At 63.4% G+C, this 16,555-nt stretch carries 15 protein-coding genes and 1 pseudogene; 7 read left to right on the forward strand and 9 right to left on the reverse strand.

The features are described from left to right. Nucleotides 1–23: 23 nt before the first annotated feature. A complete protein-coding gene (locus LN139_RS15005) occupies nt 24–800 on the reverse strand; it encodes an ABC transporter substrate-binding protein (protein ID WP_236354746.1) in 777 nt (258 codons plus the stop codon). 209 nt (nt 801–1,009) lie between these two features. Next, on the reverse strand, nt 1,010–2,971 hold the full coding sequence (gene acs / locus LN139_RS15010) for an acetate--CoA ligase (protein WP_236354749.1): 1,962 nt from the start codon (nt 2,969–2,971) through the stop codon (nt 1,010–1,012). A 371-nt stretch (nt 2,972–3,342) separates the two neighbouring features. Between acs and LN139_RS15015 the strand changes: the two genes are divergently transcribed. The 5 genes and pseudogenes from LN139_RS15015 (at nt 3,343) to LN139_RS15035 (ending at nt 9,397) form a co-directional block, all read left to right on the forward strand. Next, on the forward strand, nt 3,343–3,609 hold the full coding sequence (locus tag LN139_RS15015; RefSeq protein ID WP_236354752.1) for a DUF2790 domain-containing protein: 267 nt from the start codon (nt 3,343–3,345) through the stop codon (nt 3,607–3,609). Nucleotides 3,610–3,701: 92 nt separating this feature from the next. Beyond that, entirely contained in the window at nt 3,702–5,435 is a 1,734-nt protein-coding gene (locus tag LN139_RS15020) for a hypothetical protein (protein WP_236354753.1), read from the forward strand. Next, nucleotides 5,432–6,433 carry a hypothetical protein gene (locus LN139_RS15025; protein WP_236354756.1) on the forward strand — a complete coding sequence of 334 codons (1,002 nt, stop codon included), beginning with the start codon at nt 5,432–5,434 and terminating at the stop codon, nt 6,431–6,433. The genes LN139_RS15020 and LN139_RS15025 overlap by 4 nt, the downstream gene beginning before the upstream one ends. Continuing rightward, nucleotides 6,420–8,096 (forward strand): deaminase domain-containing protein, encoded by a 1,677-nt coding sequence (locus tag LN139_RS15030; protein WP_236354760.1) that lies wholly within the window; start codon nt 6,420–6,422, stop codon nt 8,094–8,096. Before LN139_RS15025 ends, LN139_RS15030 begins: the two co-directional genes overlap by 14 nt. A gap of 111 nt (nt 8,097–8,207) precedes the next feature. Next, nucleotides 8,208–9,397 (forward strand): annotated as a pseudogene (locus LN139_RS15035) (MFS transporter). Here LN139_RS15035 and arfB read toward each other — a convergent pair. From arfB to LN139_RS15070, 7 genes are all read right to left on the reverse strand, one after another. Then, complete coding sequence (arfB, locus tag LN139_RS15040) at nt 9,391–9,807, reverse strand: alternative ribosome rescue aminoacyl-tRNA hydrolase ArfB (RefSeq protein WP_236354762.1); 417 nt, start codon at nt 9,805–9,807, stop codon at nt 9,391–9,393. The pseudogene LN139_RS15035 and the gene arfB overlap by 7 nt on opposite strands. 2 nt (nt 9,808–9,809) lie before the next feature. Continuing rightward, on the reverse strand, nt 9,810–11,192 hold the full coding sequence (locus tag LN139_RS15045; protein ID WP_236354764.1) for an amino acid permease: 1,383 nt from the start codon (nt 11,190–11,192) through the stop codon (nt 9,810–9,812). A gap of 138 nt (nt 11,193–11,330) precedes the next feature. After that, nucleotides 11,331–12,359 carry a 23S rRNA pseudouridine(2605) synthase RluB gene (rluB, locus tag LN139_RS15050; protein WP_236354766.1) on the reverse strand — a complete coding sequence of 343 codons (1,029 nt, stop codon included), beginning with the start codon at nt 12,357–12,359 and terminating at the stop codon, nt 11,331–11,333. Nucleotides 12,360–12,442: 83 nt separating this feature from the next. Continuing rightward, nucleotides 12,443–13,264: an SMC-Scp complex subunit ScpB gene (scpB, locus tag LN139_RS15055; protein ID WP_236354768.1), complete on the reverse strand. Its 822-nt coding sequence runs from the start codon at nt 13,262–13,264 to the stop codon at nt 12,443–12,445. Nucleotides 13,265–13,276: 12 nt separating this feature from the next. After that, complete coding sequence (locus LN139_RS15060; protein WP_236360437.1) at nt 13,277–13,990, reverse strand: segregation and condensation protein A; 714 nt, start codon at nt 13,988–13,990, stop codon at nt 13,277–13,279. Nucleotides 13,991–14,100: 110 nt separating this feature from the next. After that, the gene (locus LN139_RS15065; RefSeq protein WP_236354779.1) at nt 14,101–14,730 is read right to left on the reverse strand and encodes an L-threonylcarbamoyladenylate synthase; all 630 of its coding nucleotides are present in this window, start codon (nt 14,728–14,730) and stop codon (nt 14,101–14,103) included. 10 nt (nt 14,731–14,740) lie between these two features. Then, the gene (locus LN139_RS15070) at nt 14,741–15,598 is read right to left on the reverse strand and encodes a PHP domain-containing protein (protein ID WP_236354780.1); all 858 of its coding nucleotides are present in this window, start codon (nt 15,596–15,598) and stop codon (nt 14,741–14,743) included. A 66-nt stretch (nt 15,599–15,664) separates the two neighbouring features. Between LN139_RS15070 and LN139_RS15075 the strand changes: the two genes are divergently transcribed. Both LN139_RS15075 and LN139_RS15080 read left to right on the forward strand, forming a co-directional pair. Next, on the forward strand, nt 15,665–16,252 hold the full coding sequence (locus tag LN139_RS15075) for a septation protein A (protein WP_236354787.1): 588 nt from the start codon (nt 15,665–15,667) through the stop codon (nt 16,250–16,252). 1 nt (nt 16,253) lies between these two features. Further along, nucleotides 16,254–16,553, forward strand: coding sequence for a YciI family protein (locus LN139_RS15080; protein WP_236354790.1), 300 nt, complete (start codon nt 16,254–16,256; stop codon nt 16,551–16,553). The last annotated feature ends 2 nt before the right edge of the window (nt 16,554–16,555 follow it).

Raw genomic sequence — 16,555 nt, forward strand, 5'->3', positions numbered from 1 at the left:
TTCAAAACCCATCGACATACCGGTCACTTGCCGTAGATGTCGAAGTCGAAGTACTTGTCCTGGATCTGCTTGTAAGTGCCGTTGGCGCGGATTGCGTCCAGGGCACCATTGAGGGCGTCGAGCTGATCCTTGCTGCCCTTGCGCACGGCGATGCCGACGCCGTCGCCGAAATATTGCGGGTCGGTGAAGGCCGGGCCTGCGAAGGCGAAGCCCTTGCCGGCGTCGGTTTTCAGGAAACCGTCCTGCAGCAGGGTGGCATCGGCCAGGGTGCCGTCGACGCGGCCAGCGGCCAGGTCCAGGTAGACTTCGTTCTGCGAGCTGTAGGGCGCCACTTCCACGCCCTTGGGCGCCAGCACTTCGCGGGCGAAACGCTCGTGGATCGAGCCGCGCTGCACGCCGATCTTCTTGCCGGACAGGCCCGACAGGTCGTCACCGACCGTGATGCCGTCCTTCATCACCAGGCGAGCCGGGGTGTTGTAGTACCTGTTGGTGAAATCCACAGACTTCTTGCGGTCATCGGTAATCGACATCGAGGACAGGATGGCGTCGATCTTGCGCACCTTGAGCGCGGGGATCAGGCCGTCGAATTCCATCTCGACCCATTGGCACTGGGTGTTCATCTGCTTGCACAGGGCATTGCCGATGTCGTAGTCGAAACCTGCGATCTGCCCTTCTTGCGTTTTATAGGCGAAGGGCGGGTAAGCCGCTTCGATGCCGATACGCAGCGGGCGATCGGCAGCCGAAGTGCCGAACGAAAGGACGGACAGCGCCAAGGCACCCAACAGGGCGAGCTTTTTCATCGAAACACTCCAGAAAGGCAGAAAGCGCCAGCCAAGGGTGTTGGCCGGGCAAGGTGATCGGGGCGGGGGTGGCCCGCGAAAGGGGCGCATTTTAGCGGCGGAGAGGCGACAACATATTGCGTTTAAGCGACAACTTGTTACAGAGCACTAAATCGAAGCCCACGCACCTATTGACCAGGTGCGTGGGCCTGCGTTAATGCCGCCGGCGATCAGGCCGAGGCTTTGCTCATCTGTTTGTGCGTGTCGATCAGGTGCTGCACCACGCCTGGGTCGGCCAGCGTAGAGATGTCGCCGAGCGCGTCATACTCACCCGTGGCGATCTTGCGCAGAATGCGGCGCATGATCTTGCCCGAGCGGGTTTTGGGCAGGCCAGGCGCCCACTGGATGACGTCCGGCGATGCAATCGGGCCGATTTCCTTGCGTACCCAGTTCTTCAGCTCGATTCGCAGAGCCTCGCTGGACTCTTCACCACCGTTGAGCGTGACGTACACATAGATGCCCTGGCCCTTGAGGTCGTGCGGCACACCGACCACCGCCGCCTCGGCGACTTTGGGGTGGGCGACCATGGCGCTTTCGATCTCGGCGGTACCCATGCGGTGGCCGGAGACGTTGAGCACGTCATCGACTCGCCCGGTGATCCAGTAGTAGCCGTCTTCGTCGCGCCGCGCGCCGTCACCGGTGAAGTACATGCCACGGAAGGTCTTGAAATAAGTGTCGACGAAGCGGTCGTGGTCGCCGAACAGCGAACGTGACTGGCCCGGCCAGGAGTCCAGAATCACCAGGTTGCCCTCGGTGGCGCCCTCCATGATATTGCCCAGATTGTCGACCAGGGCCGGCACCACGCCGAAGAACGGGCGAGTCGCCGAGCCCGGTTTGAGCGCGGTGGCGCCTGGCAACGGGCTGATCAGGATGCCGCCGGTTTCGGTCTGCCACCAGGTGTCGACGATCGGGCAGCGTTCCTTGCCGACGGTCTTGTAGTACCAGCCCCAGGCCTCGGGGTTGATCGGCTCACCCACCGAGCCCAACAGGCGCAGGCTGGAACCATCGGCGCCGCGCACGGCTGCATCGCCCTCGGCCATCATGGCGCGCACGGCAGTGGGGGCGGTATAGAGGATGTTGACCTTATGCTTGTCGACCACCTGCGCCACACGGGTGATGTCCGGGTAGTTGGGCACGCCTTCGAACAGCAAGGTAGTAGCGCCATTGGCCAGCGGGCCGTAGACGATATAGCTGTGGCCGGTGACCCAGCCCACGTCGGCAGTGCACCAGTACACCTCGCCTGGGCGGTAGTCGAACACCCGCTCATGGGTGAGCGCCGCGTACAGCAAATAGCCACCGGTTGTGTGCAGCACACCTTTGGGTTTGCCGGTGGAGCCGGAGGTATAAAGGATGAACAGCGCCTCTTCAGCGCCCATTTCTTTAGGTGCGCAGGTAGAAGAAGCGACTTCGAGCAGCGCGTGGTACCAGATGTCACGATGGCGGTTCCATTCGATCTCGCCGCCCGTGCGTTTGCACACGATCACCTGTTGCACAGTGAAGGTGTCGGGGTTGGTCAGCGCTTTGTCGACGTTGGCCTTGAGCGGAATCTTGCGCCCACCGCGCACGCCCTCATCGGCAGTGATGACCACTTTCGAGCCGCAATCGATGATGCGCCCTGCCAGAGCTTCAGGCGAGAAGCCGCCGAAGACCACCGAGTGAATGGCACCGATCCGCGCGCAGGCCAGCATCGCAACCACAACCTGAGGAATCATCGGCATGTAGATGGTCACCACATCGCCGCGGTGCACATCCTGGCCACGCAGGGCGTTTGCGAACTTGCACACTTCCTCGTGCAGTTCGCGGTAGGTGATGTTGCGGCTTTCGCTGGGGTCGTCACCTTCCCAGATGATCGCGACCTGATCACCGCGCTCGGCCAGGTGGCGGTCCAGGCAGTTGTAGGCCACGTTCAGCGTGCCGTCGGCGAACCATTTGATGTCGACGTGGTGGTCGTCGAAGGAGGTCTGCTTGACCTTGGTGAAGGGTGTGATCCAGTCCAGGCGCTTGGCCTGGTCACGCCAGAAGCCGTCCGGGTTGATCACCGACTGTTGGTACATGGCCTTGTAGGCCGCCTCGTCGGTGAGGGTGTTTCTGGCAACCTCGGGAGGTACGGGATACAGAGAAGCCGCAGTCATCGCTTTACACCTCGGGGCAATCATTGTTTTTGTATGGCTTTGTTTTTAGCGGAGTCAACCGCCAACGGGCCATTCGACCATGGTCTTACGATCATCGCAGCATAGCCCAGTTCCCCGCCGAAGGCTGCGCGCCAGAGCGGGCCGATTATTGCGCGGATGCGCAACAGTGTTTATCAGAAGTACTTGTAGGCATGTCCGAATCACCGGCTTAAACTTCGCCTCGCCAACCGGCACTGTGCAACTTCCACGACAAGTTGCACTTTTCTTCCCATATCAGGTTCTATCCGCAGCGCCACCCTGGCTGCGGCGCGGGCGGCCGCTCGCTGACAAGGCCAAGGCCGCCTTCAACTTACTCACGAGAGGTTCCAAAGATGAAAGTTGCACTGTGGGCATTCGCAGTCTGTGGCATCAGCGCCGCGGCCATGGCGGATCAACCCCCGGCAGCACCGGCGCAGGCCACAGAAGTGGTCGAGCATTATCAATACGGCATGAAGCTGGACGTGGCCCAGGTGCTGGCACAGGACCGAGTACCCTACGTCTGCGGTACAGTGCCGGTACACATGACCTACCTCGACTCCCAACATCAGCGGCATGTGATGGAATATCTGGTCATGGGCAACGGTTGCAATAACGGATAAGCCCTATTCTTTTACAGCCAGTGGCATGCCCCCGATGCAGCAGCATCAGCGGCCCCAGAGGCCAGACGGCCTCGCTTCGATGGAGCCTGGACATGCCCCTGAACCCTGTGCGCGAATTACCTGAAGAGCCTGCTTTTTCCGGCAGCGATCTAAATACCCTGCAGCGTGAAGCACTCTCCACACTGACCGCCCATATTGATGTCATCTTTGCGCTGGACTTGAAGTTCCCGGGAGCGCTCAGTGACGATGCTCTTTCAACTGAAGCTGAACAGGCATTGTCACGGCCGGCCATCGACGATTACTTCATCACTGTCTTCAACTTGCCCACAGGTGCAAGGCTTGAACTTTCAGAAAAAAAATCCTTGGCCAGGGCGCTGTGCACAACTGCACTTCCTTATGGTGGCGCACCCTGGTTGAGCAAACTTGAAGCCTTACCTGTTTCTGTATCGGGCTATCGCATCGCCTACCTTGCACAGTTGCTGGTTCCGGTCCTGTCGGCCCGCATTTCAGCCCACTCGGCCTGGCCTGCATTTGCAATCGCGGCATTATTGCTCGACCCACCTGCGATCACTGAACCCTCGCCAGCCCGCTCTCGGCTTGACGTTAGCGACACGCTTGAACTGGACAGGCTCGTTGCCTTCATGCTGAGGTCGCCGGAGCCTGCGAAAGCGCTATTGGGGCAACTTGAACTCGATACCTACGCGCTCGCGTACTATCTGCGCCCCCTGACTGCGGAGGAAGCCGCGGCGGGCGTATCACCGGACCATGCAGGCAAACGCGTGATACGCGATGCATTGCCGCCGGGGAAAGAACACCAGGCACTGGACGCCTTGTTGACCTCGCCAGCCTTCGAGCGTTGGGCCGCGAACCTGGCCGAGCACGCCGGGTGGTCGGTTGCCGCACAGGCACGCCCAGCCAACCATGCACTGGCCGCGCAAGCGCTGGTCGATACGCTGTACCCCATACGCCAACGGATGCCGGGGCAGATCATGGGCCTGGACCTGTTCGACCCAGCACGAGCCCAGGTGCCTTTCGAAGACGTGCGTGCAGACCTTGCCAATCACATCATGCAGACACTGGGGTGCCCTCTTTCACACGCGCAGATCGCAAGCCAGGCGTTGTTGCGGCACCTGGCGCCAGAACTGCTGATCGATGATGTGCCAGGCAGTTACCTCTACCAGCCGAGCTTGCCCTGGGTGTCCCTCCGGCTGGGCGCCTATGCACTGCTCGACGACGGCAAACCGTTGAGCTTCCAAGCCGCGATGCAGGCGGTAGCAGCAGCGGCCCAGGCGCTTGAGTTTCCGGTTCTCTATTCTGAGCGATTCAATGAGGTGGCCTGGGTATGGGCCACCCAGAATTCGATCATCGACCCTTCGATACCCCACCTCGACGATACTCGCCACTACGCAGAGCAGCGCCTCTTGCAGGCAATGGCCATGGAGCAATTGAGCGACGTTCCAAATCGCGCCGCAGAAGCCTGGCACCGCCTTGTCGACGCCGGCGTCGATCACCAGCAGCTACCGGAAATGATGCGCTGCTACCTTGAGAATCACGGCCGGTTCGAGCTGCCAGGCAGTAAAGGGCAGAGCCTGGATGACATCAACCCGTGGTTCGAAGAGCGCTTCGAAACCTATCTGAACAGCGCACGCCACACGTTCAAGGCCGTCCTGAGCAGGCTGATCGCATTATTGCCGCTTGCCCGGCTACAGCACTTCCACACGCTGCCGGGCACCGCCTACGCCGTGACCTGGCCTCACTACAAGGGCGGCGTGAAGGGCGGTGTACCCGGCTTTGCCGACTCCCCCCAGGTGACTGGGCCTACGTGACCGCCACTCAGGGCGTGCTGGTGCATCTGGTCGACACTCAAGCCCATCACTTGTACGAGTTGTTTCCCGAGACGCTGACATTTCGGCACACCCTTGTCGATGACCCGCAGCAACTGGAGCGACTGGCAGACGCTTCACTGCACCCTCTCATCCTGCCTGCGCTGTTGCGAGGCAGCCCGGCGCAGTACATGGGCCATCCATTGCCCTTCCAGGCGGCCGATTTCCCCGGCCTGCGCCACGCAACCCTGCTCCCGGGCGATGGCACCCCCGACGCACTCGGAGCGCTTTACAGCCAGCACATCGCGCTGGCCAATCACCCATCGCTGCGCCTGCTCGCGCGCGGGCTGACCCCTTATGAGCTGGCCAGAGATCGCTGGAGCAAGCGCACCGATTTCGAATACGCATGGTCGCTGATCAAGTCGACAGTCCCCCTGGCCAGCTGCTTCGATGTCAAGTCGGGCGAGGATGCCCTTTCATGCGCCCTTGATGGGATCCCTGGGCTGGGCGCGGCAGTCAGGATCGCCAGCAAATCACTGAAAGCCGGCCAACGCTTGATCGCGGCCGGAGCCTTGCTGAGAACCACAACCTACCGGGACGTCGCCAGGCTCAACAGTGCCTGGGCGGCGTCCAGGCCTGCCAGCCAGGCAACACCCCCCTATCCTGGGCTGCGGCGCTGGGCGAGCGCTCCTCAATTGAGCCCCGACAGCATGACGTGGGTAGATGGCCATCTACAGCCGGTACGGCATGGCACTCCAGCACGCCTGCTCGACGATAGCGGGCAACAGGCCTACGGCCCAGCGCTCGAGCAGCTGGAAAGTGCAACAGGCGGCTGGGTAAGTACACTGCCAGTCGCACGGCCGGGCCTGGCACCAGGGGCATTCGTCATCGTTCCCGACGCCTATGACGCTCCCACGGTGGCGGTGCAAGGGTTGCCTTCTCCGCGCAGGGTTTTCCGAGGTGAGGGGGTAGTCGACCTGATGGTCGATGGCCGGCCCTGATCGCTACCGCTATGGCCAGGCCGAAAGCCTGGCCGTCAGGGCGGACCACGCAGCCCTGCCAGGTTCTGCCGCCTCGCCTTACCTGATGCCGCAGCCGAGCCGGTTACCCTACCCCACCCACCCCGCTTCAGCCTCGTTGGCGCTGATGCTGCAACTCAAGCCCATACCTTATGATCGCCCGTTCCCCGGCCAGATACTGAGCCGTGCGTTCATGGCCAGGCGCATCGAAACCCTCCCGGCCTACTATCGCAGCGGCGATATACACGAACACCGCCTGGGGCAGGTATTCGTGTTCGACAACCGGCTGGTGAGCTATGTCGACAACCTGATACCCGCCAAGGGGCACCGGCCGGCCAGTGTTCAAGGCAAGAGGCTGGAGGCCATCGCCACCGATCAAGCGCCTGCTCGGCTGAACCTGCCGGGGGCGATCCGCTACCGGGATCGCATCACGCTTGAGCTGACCTGCGAATTCGAGTTCGGCCTGCAAGGCACGGTATCGGTACCGCAACTCCAGAGCTTCGCGCAACAATGCCCAACGGTACGCCTGGGCAGTTTCGTTCAGGGCGTCACTGATCGGCGCAGCCTGCGGGCACTGGTTCTAGGCTGGGAGAATCAGACTTGGCTGGTGGTGGAGGCAGATACCGGCATTTTCTACGCAACCCGCTACGTCGAACCCAGTTGGTATACACATCGCGTGAAAGGGCTTGCTACTGCGCCCTCGGCACTGGCAGAGCGGTATGGCCCCATGCACTTGAGCCGTGTGCGGCATTCCAGCCTGATAGATGCCTATCTGGACCTGAGCGAAACCTATCGACAAGTCGCTAACCGAGCCACGCTCGATTCGGACGTCACCAATGTGACCGGGCTGCTGAGGGACTGGATCGTGCACCGTTCACTGATCCACCGCGGCAACCCCTCCATCGCACTGGATGACTTGATCGAACTCGACCCCCATGGCCTTCGGGAGTGTGCGCGGAACATTCTCACGCGAGGGCTGGAGCAGGACATTCTGGTGGGTTCGGCCGGCAGGCGCCTGCCAGGGCTGACGCACTCGATCATTCCCGACTGGCTGCCATTGAGCGAGCGCCCTCTGCTCATCCAACAGCAGCATGCCGATACCCTCGCGCAACTGCTTCCAGTCACCGAGGGCGCGCGGCGACCCGCACCCAGCCGGATCACACTCAGTGAGCTGATGACCCCCGAAGGCGCCAACACGCTGCGGCTGCATCTGGGAGGCGCCAACCTGGCTTACGCCAGGATCGGTTTGAGCAGCGGCGAACAACGGGTGTACTACGCGCTGTCAGGCGGCCGAGCGCATAGGGGGCTGGTCATCACGCCTCCTGCACGAGCGCAGGCACTGTACATCGACGCCCGCGCGATCATGGCCGATGCCCCGCTCGACCCTCGTTTCACCGACCTGCCAGTGTTGCGCGGCACCGAGCATTTCAGGCCACATGACCACAGCCGTGGCCTGGATTCGGAGCGAATGATCGCCAGCGTGATCAATCGCGACCTGCTCGATCATCCCGATCAGGTGCAATCGATCCAGGTGTTCTCATTACTCGATGCTTGCCGCTCCTGCGGTGGTTTCGTGCTGCCGAGGCTGCGCCTGGATTACCCGGCAGCGCAGTTCAGCATTACCTGGCTGATTCCTTACGGATGAACATCGCGTGAACCGCCAGGCATCGGCCCGTCGATGCCTGGCGGATCGTTTCAAGCATCTGCAACCCGGCGGCGCTATCATGGGCGGCCCAAGCGTTTACCGGACCCCTCCATGCCTGATGCCGCCTCTCCTTCGCTCGCTATCACCTTGCGCGTGATGTCGATCGTGCTGTTCACCTTCATCGGTTACCTGAACATCGGCGTCCCCTTGGCTGTATTGCCTGGCTTCGTTCACACCACCCTAGGCTACGGTGCTGTGCTGGCAGGCCTGGTGATCAGCGTGCAGTACCTGGCCACACTGGTCAGCCGCCCTTTCGCCAGCAAGGTGATCGATAACCTGGGCTGCAAAAAAGCCGTGATCTACGGGCTGCTGGGCTGCGCCGCAAGCGGCCTGTTCATGTTGCTGGCGGCCCTGTTGCAACAATGGCCGGCGTGGAGCCTGGGCTGCCTGTTCATAGGGCGTGTGGCACTCGGTATCGCCGAAAGCCTGGTCGGCTCTGGCTCGATTGGCTGGGCAATCGGCCAACTGGGGGCTGCACACACCGCGCGGGTGATTTCCTGGAACGGCATCGCCAGTTATGGCGCGCTGGCCATCGGCGCGCCGTTGGGCGTGGTGCTGGCCGAGCACATGGGCGTGTGGAGCATTGGCCTGAGTATCCTGCTGGTCAGCGGCGCGGGCCTGGCCCTGGCCTGGCGGCGTGTGGGCGCGCCCATCGTCGCGGGGGAGCGGCTGCCATTCATTCATGTGCTGGGGCGAGTATTTCCCCATGGCATGGGGCTGGCGCTGGGCGGCATTGGTTTTGGCAGCATCGCCACGTTCATCACGCTGTACTTTGGCAGCAAGCAATGGCCGAACCCTGCCCTGTGCCTGAGCCTGTTCGGCGGCTGCTTCATCGTTGCGCGGCTGCTGTTCGGCAACATGATCAACCGCCTGGGCGGGTTCCGCGTGGCCATGGTATGCCGAGTGTCGAAACCCTTGGCCTGTTGCTGTTGTGGCTAGCGCCCAGCGTGGAACTGGCGATGCTCGGCGCTGCCCTGACCGGCTTTGGCTTCTCGCTGGTATTTCCGGCCTTCGGGGTGGAAGCAGTGAACCTGGTGCCGGCCGCCAGCCGTGGCGCTGCGGTGGGTGCCGATTCGCTGTTCATCGACCTGTCACTGGGGATCACCGGCCCGCTGGCGGGCGCAGTGGCCTCACACTTCGGGTTCGTGTCGATCTTCCTGTTCTCGGCCATGGCTTCGGCGATGGGGCTTGGCGTATGCGTGCTGCTCTACCGCCAGGCGCTGAGGCTTCATGCTCAATAGTCGACCTTGCCGCGCCCGGCCTTGATGTCGCCGCGCCGGCTCTTGCCATCCAGCCGGCGGGTCTTGGAACCCCGGGTAGGCTGGGTAGGCCGGCGCTTCTTCTGCACTATCGCGGCTGCCACTACCAGCTCACGCAAACGCGCCTGAGCGTCGGCGAGGTTCTTTTCCTGGGTGCGAAACTGCTGGGCCTTGATCACCACCACGCCGTCTTCGGTGATGCGGCTGTCACGCAGCGCCAGCAGGCGCTCCTTGTAGAAGGCCGGCAGGCTCGACGCCTGGATGTCGAAGCGCAGGTGCACCGCACTGGACACCTTGTTCACGTTCTGCCCGCCGGCACCCTGAGCGCGGATGGCCGACCACTGGATCTCGTGGTCGGGAATGCTCACCAGGCTCGAAATTTCTACCGCCATGTTCAGGCCCTGCGCCTAATCCTGTGAATGAAGTACATCGCCGCCACCCACACCGGCATCGCGTAAACCGACACGCGGATGCCGTCGATCATCAGCATGATCACCAGAATCAGCGCCACGAAGGCCAGCACCAGATAGTTGCCCCAAGGGTAGAACAGCGCCCGGAACAAAGGTTTCCAACCCGGCTGGCGAGCCTGCTCACGGCGAAATGCCAGGTGCGACAGCGCGATCATTGCCCAGTTGATGACCAGCGTGGCCACCACCAGGCTCATCAACAGCTCCAGCGCATCGTGCGGCACGAAGTAATTGAGTGCCACGGTGAAGGCGGTGACTGCCGCACTTGCCAGGATCGCCAGCACAGGCACGCCGCGCGTATCGATGTGGCCCAATGCTCGCGGGGCGTCGCCCTGCGCCGCCATGCCCACCAGCATGCGGCCATTGCAATAGGTGCCGCTGTTGTAGACCGACAGCGCTGCAGTGAGCACCACGAAGTTGAGCAGATGCGCCGCGTTGCTGCTGCCAAGCAGCGAGAACACCTGCACGAAGGGGCTGCTGCTGTAGCTGTCCCCATGGGCGTTGAGGCTGTCGACCAGCACATTCCAGGGCGTGAGCGAGAGCAGGACCACCAGCGAGACGATGTAGAAGATCAGGATGCGCCAGATGACCTGGTTGATCGCCTTGGGAATCACCTGCCGTGGCTGGCTGGCCTCGGCAGCGGTGAAGCCGAGCATCTCCAGGCCGCCGAAGGAGAACATGATGAACGCCAGGGCCATCACCAGCCCCGCTACCCCATGGGGAAAGAACCCGCCGTGGTCCCAGAGGTTGCTGACCGCCGCCTGCTCACCGCCCTGGCCACTGAACAGCAACCAGCCGCCAAGCAGGATCATGCCCACCACCGCCACCACCTTGATGATGGCGAACCAGAATTCCGCCTCGCCGAACACCTTGACGTTGGCGAGGTTGATCGCGGTAATCAGGATGAAAAAGCCCGCCGCCGATACCCAGGTGGGAACCTCCGGCCACCAGAACTGAATGTACTTGCCCACCGCCGTGAGCTCGCTCATACCCACCAGGGTGTAGAGCAGCCAGCAGTTCCAGCCGGCGAGAAAGCCCGGGAAGGCGCCGCCATACTTGTGCGCGAAATGGCTGAAGGAGCCCGCCACAGGCTCCTCGACGATCATCTCGCCCAGCTGGCGCAGGATCAGGAATGCGATCACGCCGCACAGGGCGTAGCCGAGGATCATCGACGGGCCGGCGCTTTTGAGCACCCCGGCCGAGCCCAGGAAAAGGCCGGTGCCGATGGCACCACCCAAGGCAATGAGTTGGATGTGGCGGTTTTTCAGGCTGCGCTGCAGGCTGCCGGAAGAGGAAGTGTGTGCACTCACGAAAGGTGTCGCCTGTGGTGATTCAAGCCATGGGCACCTGGTGTGGCGGTGCCTTCAGGAGGCGCGAAATGCGCCGGCCGCGCAGTTTACACAGCGCGGCCGGGCAAGGTTCAGCGAGGTTGGGGCAAGGTGTTTCAATCAGCCCCGTGGCGGTTTGCGCTTGCTGCGAACAGCGCTCGGGCGCTCGGCCACTTGCGAGCCGCGTGGCTTGCGTGGCGCTGCCTTGCCGGCAGCCGGCTTGCCTTCGGCAGGCTTGCGCTCGCCGCCCTCATGCGCCGGGCGCAACTGCCGCACGCGCTCGCCACGGCCCAGCGGGCGCGACGATTTGCGTTGCAGGCGCTCCATCTTTTCCTTGTCGCGGCCAGGTTGCGATGGCAGCGCCACCGGCTTGAGGCCCACTTCGCCGGCGAGGATGTCGATCTCGCCCTGGCTCATTTCGCGCCAGCGGCCCATCGGCAGGTCGGAGTTGAGGAACACCGGGCCGAAGCGCACCCGCTTGAGGCGGCTCACCACCAGGCCCTGCGATTCCCACAGGCGGCGCACTTCGCGGTTGCGCCCTTCCATCACCACGCAGTGGTACCAGTGGTTGAAGCCGTCGCCGCCAGGCGCTTGCTGGATGTCGGTGAACTTGGCCGGGCCGTCTTCGAGCTCGACGCCCGCCTTGAGGCGCTCGATCATCTCGTCGGTGACTTCGCCGCGCACGCGCACGGCATACTCGCGGTCCATCTCGTAGGACGGGTGCATCAGGCGGTTGGCCAGCTCACCGTCGGTGGTGAACATCAAAAGGCCCGTAGTGTTGATGTCGAGGCGGCCGACGTTGATCCAGCGGCCTTCGCGCGGGCGCGGCAGGCGGTCGAATACGGTCGGGCGGCCTTCGGGGTCGTCACGGGTGCAGATCTCGCCGTCGGGCTTGTTGTACATCACCACGCGGCGCACCTGCTCGGCGGCCTTTTCGCGCTTGATCAACTGGCCGTCGACGCTGATGGCGTCGAGCGAATCGACGCGCTGGCCAAGGTTGGCGACCACGCCATTGACCTTGATACGGCCTTCGCTGATCCAGGCCTCGACGTCACGGCGCGAGCCGACGCCGATGCGGGCCAGTACTTTCTGCAGTTTTTCGCCCGAAGGCGGGATGACGACGGCGTCGTCGGAATGCTGTTCAGCCATGAGTGAGCACCTCCCGGTGTGTAAGCTGTAAAGGGGCGCGCATCATACGCTGCGGGCAACGCCTGCGCACCTTGATTGTGGCCTTATTGCGCCGGTTCGTCGGGCCGGTCGTCGGCTGATTCATCACTGGCCTGCTGCTGCTCGGTTTCAGGCTCTGGCCGCAACAGGTCATCGAAGTCGGTCTTGATGCCCTGCTCCATGGTGTCGAGCTCGGCCAGCAGTGTGCGGAAGCTGGTCTGCTCGCGGGCCTCGCCGCCGAGTTCGCCGTCCACCTCCTCACCTTCCAGCGCAACGCTGGCATCGGCCAGCGCCTGCAGGTGGGCAGGCACCGGCGCATCGTCGTCGCCCTCTTCCGGCACGATCTGCGGCTCCAGCTCGCGCAGCTCGGCGAGCGGCGGCAAGTCCTCGAGGCTTTTGAGGTTGAAGTGATCGAGAAACGCCTTGGTGGTGGCGAACATCGCCGGCCGGCCGGGCACATCGCGATAGCCGACCACGCGGATCCACTCGCGCTCCACCAGGGTCTTGACGATGTTGCTGTTGACCGCCACGCCACGCACGTCTTCGATTTCACCCCGGGTGATGGGCTGGCGGTAAGCGACCAGGGCCAGGGTTTCGAGCAAGGCACGGGAGTAACGCTGCGGGCGCTCCTCCCAGAGCCGGCCGACCCAGGGCGCGAACTTCTCGCGAATCTGCAAGCGATAGCCGGAGGCCACTTCCACCAGCTCGAAAGCACGGTTGTCGCAAGACTTCTTCAACAGCTCCAGCGCACGCTTGAAGACATTCGGACCCGGCCGCTCGGCTTCATCGAACAGCTCATAGAGTCGATCCAGGTTCTGTGGCTTGCCGCTGGCCAGCAGGAAAGCTTCCAGCAGCGGCGCCAACTCACGGGGCTCGTTCAGGTTCATCAGGGCACTCGGTCACTCGGCGGTGGGGGCTTCGGTGCGGGTACGCACATGGATGGCGGCGAAGGGCTCATTCTGCACAAGTTCGATCAGCGATTCCTTGACCAGCTCCAGGATCGCCATGAAGGTCACCACCACGCCCAGCTTGCCTTCTTCGGCGCTGAACAGCGAAACGAAGGGCACGAAGGCGCCATCGCGCAGGCGCTCGAGCACCTGGCTCATGCGCTCGCGGGTCGACAGCGCCTCGCGGCTGACCTGGTGGCTTTCGAACATGTCGTTGCGCCGCAGCACGTCGGCCATGGCCAGCAACACCTCCTGCAGCGCCACCTCCGGCAGCAACTTGCGGGCTTTGGCCAGCGGTGCATCCAGGCTTGGCACGACGATCTCGCGGCCGACCCTCGGCAGCCCGTCGATCTGCTCGGCTGCGCCCTTGAAGCGTTCGTACTCCTGCAGGCGGCGGATCAGTTCGGCACGCGGGTCGCCCTCTTCTTCCTCTACCTCGGCCGAGCGCGGCAGCAGCATGCGCGACTTGATCTCGGCGAGCATGGCGGCCATCACCAGGTACTCGGCGGCGAGCTCCAGGCGCACGGTTTTCATCAACTCCACGTAGCTCATGTACTGGCGGGTGATCTCGGCCACGGGGATGTCGAGCACGTCGATGTTCTGCTTGCGAATCAGGTACAGCAGCAGGTCGAGCGGGCCTTCGAAGGCTTCAAGAAACACTTCCAAAGCGTCGGGCGGGATGTACAGGTCCTGCGGCAGTTCGGTGACGGCCTCGCCGTACACCAGCGCCAATCGCAGCTGCTGCGGAGCCGTGAGCTCCACGGCCTCGGTTTCGCTCACGCCGCGCCCCCGAACGGCGCCGGGTCGCCACACCCCACGCGCACTACTTGCGGTTCGTCCTCGGTCATGTCAACCACGGTGGAGGCCGAATGGCCGCCGGCGCCGCCGTCGATGATCAGGTCGACGTGGTGCTCCAGCCGCTCGCGTATCAGCTCAGGGTCGTTCAGCGGCTCGGCATCGCCTGGCAATACCAGCGTCACGCTCATCAACGGCTTGCCCAGTTCCTCCAGCAGCGCCAGCGCAATGGGATGCCCCGGCACCCGCAGGCCGATGGTACGGCGCTTGGGGTGCAGCAGCAGGCGCGGCACTTCACGGGTAGCGTTGAGAATGAAGGTGTACGGCCCTGGTGTGTAGGTTTTGAGCAAGCGGAACTGCCCGGTGTCGACCTTGGCGAACAGGCCCAGTTGCGACAGGTCGCGGCACAGCAGGGTGAAGTTGTGCCGGTCGTCGAGTTGGCGCAGGCGCCGAACGCGCTCCACTGCGGACTTTTCACCGATGCGGCAGCCAATGGCGTAGGAGGAGTCGGTGGGATAAACCACCACTCCGCCACGGCGAATGATGTCCACGGCTTGCTTGATCAGCCGCGTTTGGGGGTTTTGCGGATGAATCTGGAAAAACTGGCTCACCGTATCTACCTCAGGCCAATGCTGGCTCATGTCGGAAACGCGCCCACAAGGGCGGCAGGTCTTCGGGCAAGGGGCGATAACTGCCGATTTCGCCCCACAGGCCCGGGCCGTGGAAGTCGCTGCCGGCGCTGGCCAGCATGCCGAATTCACGGGCCAGGATCGACAGCGTACCCACCTGCTCGGCCGCCTGCATGCCGTTGACCACCTCCAGCGCATGCCCGCCGGCGCCCAGGAAGTCGGCCACCAGGCGCCGGCGCTTGCTGCGGGTGAAGTTGTAGTGCATCGGGTGCGCCAGGCTCACCCAGGCGCCAGCTTCGCGCAGCGTGCGCACGGTGGCTTCCAGGGTCGGCCAATGCAGCTTCACATCGCCCAGCTTGCCTGCGCCCAGCCAACGCTGGAAGGCCGTGTTGCGGTCGGCGACGAAGCCAGCCTGCACCAGGTATTCGGCGAAATGCGGCCGGGCCGGTGCGTTGCTGCTGTCGCCCAGGGCTTGCTGGACTGCGCGCGCACCGGCCAGGGTATCGGGCATGCCCTTGGCCGCCAGCCGCCGGTCGATTTCTTCGGCGCGCAACCAGCGGCCATGGTGCAGCGCGTGCAGCGCTTCAGCCAACGGCGGAGCGTCCAGAGCAAAGTGATAACCCAGCACATGGATGGTTGCCCCGCCCCAGGTGCAGGACATCTCGACGCCGCTGACCCACTGCATGCCCAGCGCCTTGGCGGTGTCACGCGCCTGGGGCAGGCCTTCGAGGGTGTCATGGTCGGTCAGCGCCAGGGTGTGAACGCCGCGTTCGTGGGCACGCGCCACCAGCTCGGCAGGCGCGAGCAGCCCGTCGGAGGCGGTGCTGTGGCAGTGCAAATCAACGATCATCGGCGGCGCTTTCGCAGTCTGGAAGGTTTGCTATTATGCCGCCACGTCCCGTCGCTGGCTGCTACCGTGAAGCAATTAATCGATTTCATCCCGCTGTTCCTGTTTCTCATCGTCTACAAAGTCGCCCCGCAAACCTTCGATGTCGCCGGCATTCCTTTCAGCGTAGGCAATATCTTCAGCGCCACGCAGGTGCTGATCGCCAGCTCCGTGGTGGTCTACGGCGCACTGTTCATCAAGCAGCGGCGGCTGGAGAAGGGCCAATGGTTCACCCTGCTGGCATGCCTGCTGTTCGGCAGCCTTACACTGGCCTTCCACAGTGAGACCTTCCTCAAATGGAAGGCGCCGGTGGTGAACTGGGTATTCGCGCTGGTGTTCCTGGGCAGCCACTTCGTCGGTAACCAAGTGCTGGTCAAGCGGGTGATGGGCCATGCACTCACCTTGCCCGACGCGGTCTGGGCACGCCTTAACCTGGCCTGGGTAGCGTTCTTCATCATCTGCGGGGCCGCCAACCTGTTCGTGGCGTTCACCTTCGAGCGCTTCTGGGTCGACTTCAAGGTCTTCGGCAGCCTGGGCATGACGCTGATCTTCCTGCTGTGCCAAGGCGTCTACCTGTCCCGCCACCTTCACGATGCCAAGCCCGACCAGGAGAAATGACATGCTCTACGCAATCTTCGCCACCGACGTGGCCGACTCGCTCGAAAAGCGCCTGAGCGTTCGCCCTGCCCACCTGGAGCGGATCAAGCAGCTGCAGGCCGAAGGCCGCCTCGCACTTGCCGGCCCATTGCCCGCTATCGACAGCAACGACCCGGGGAGCGCCGGCTTCACCGGCAGCCTGGTGGTGGCCGAGTTCGCTTCGCTGGAAGCAGCCAAAGCTTGGGCGGCTGCGGACCCTTACGTCAGCGCCGGTGTCTATGCCGATGTGGTGATCAAACCGTTCAAACAGGTGCTGCCGTAAAC

This window comes from Pseudomonas sp. KNUC1026, assembly GCF_021650705.1.
In the GTDB taxonomy this organism is placed as follows: Bacteria; Pseudomonadota; Gammaproteobacteria; order Pseudomonadales; family Pseudomonadaceae; genus Aquipseudomonas.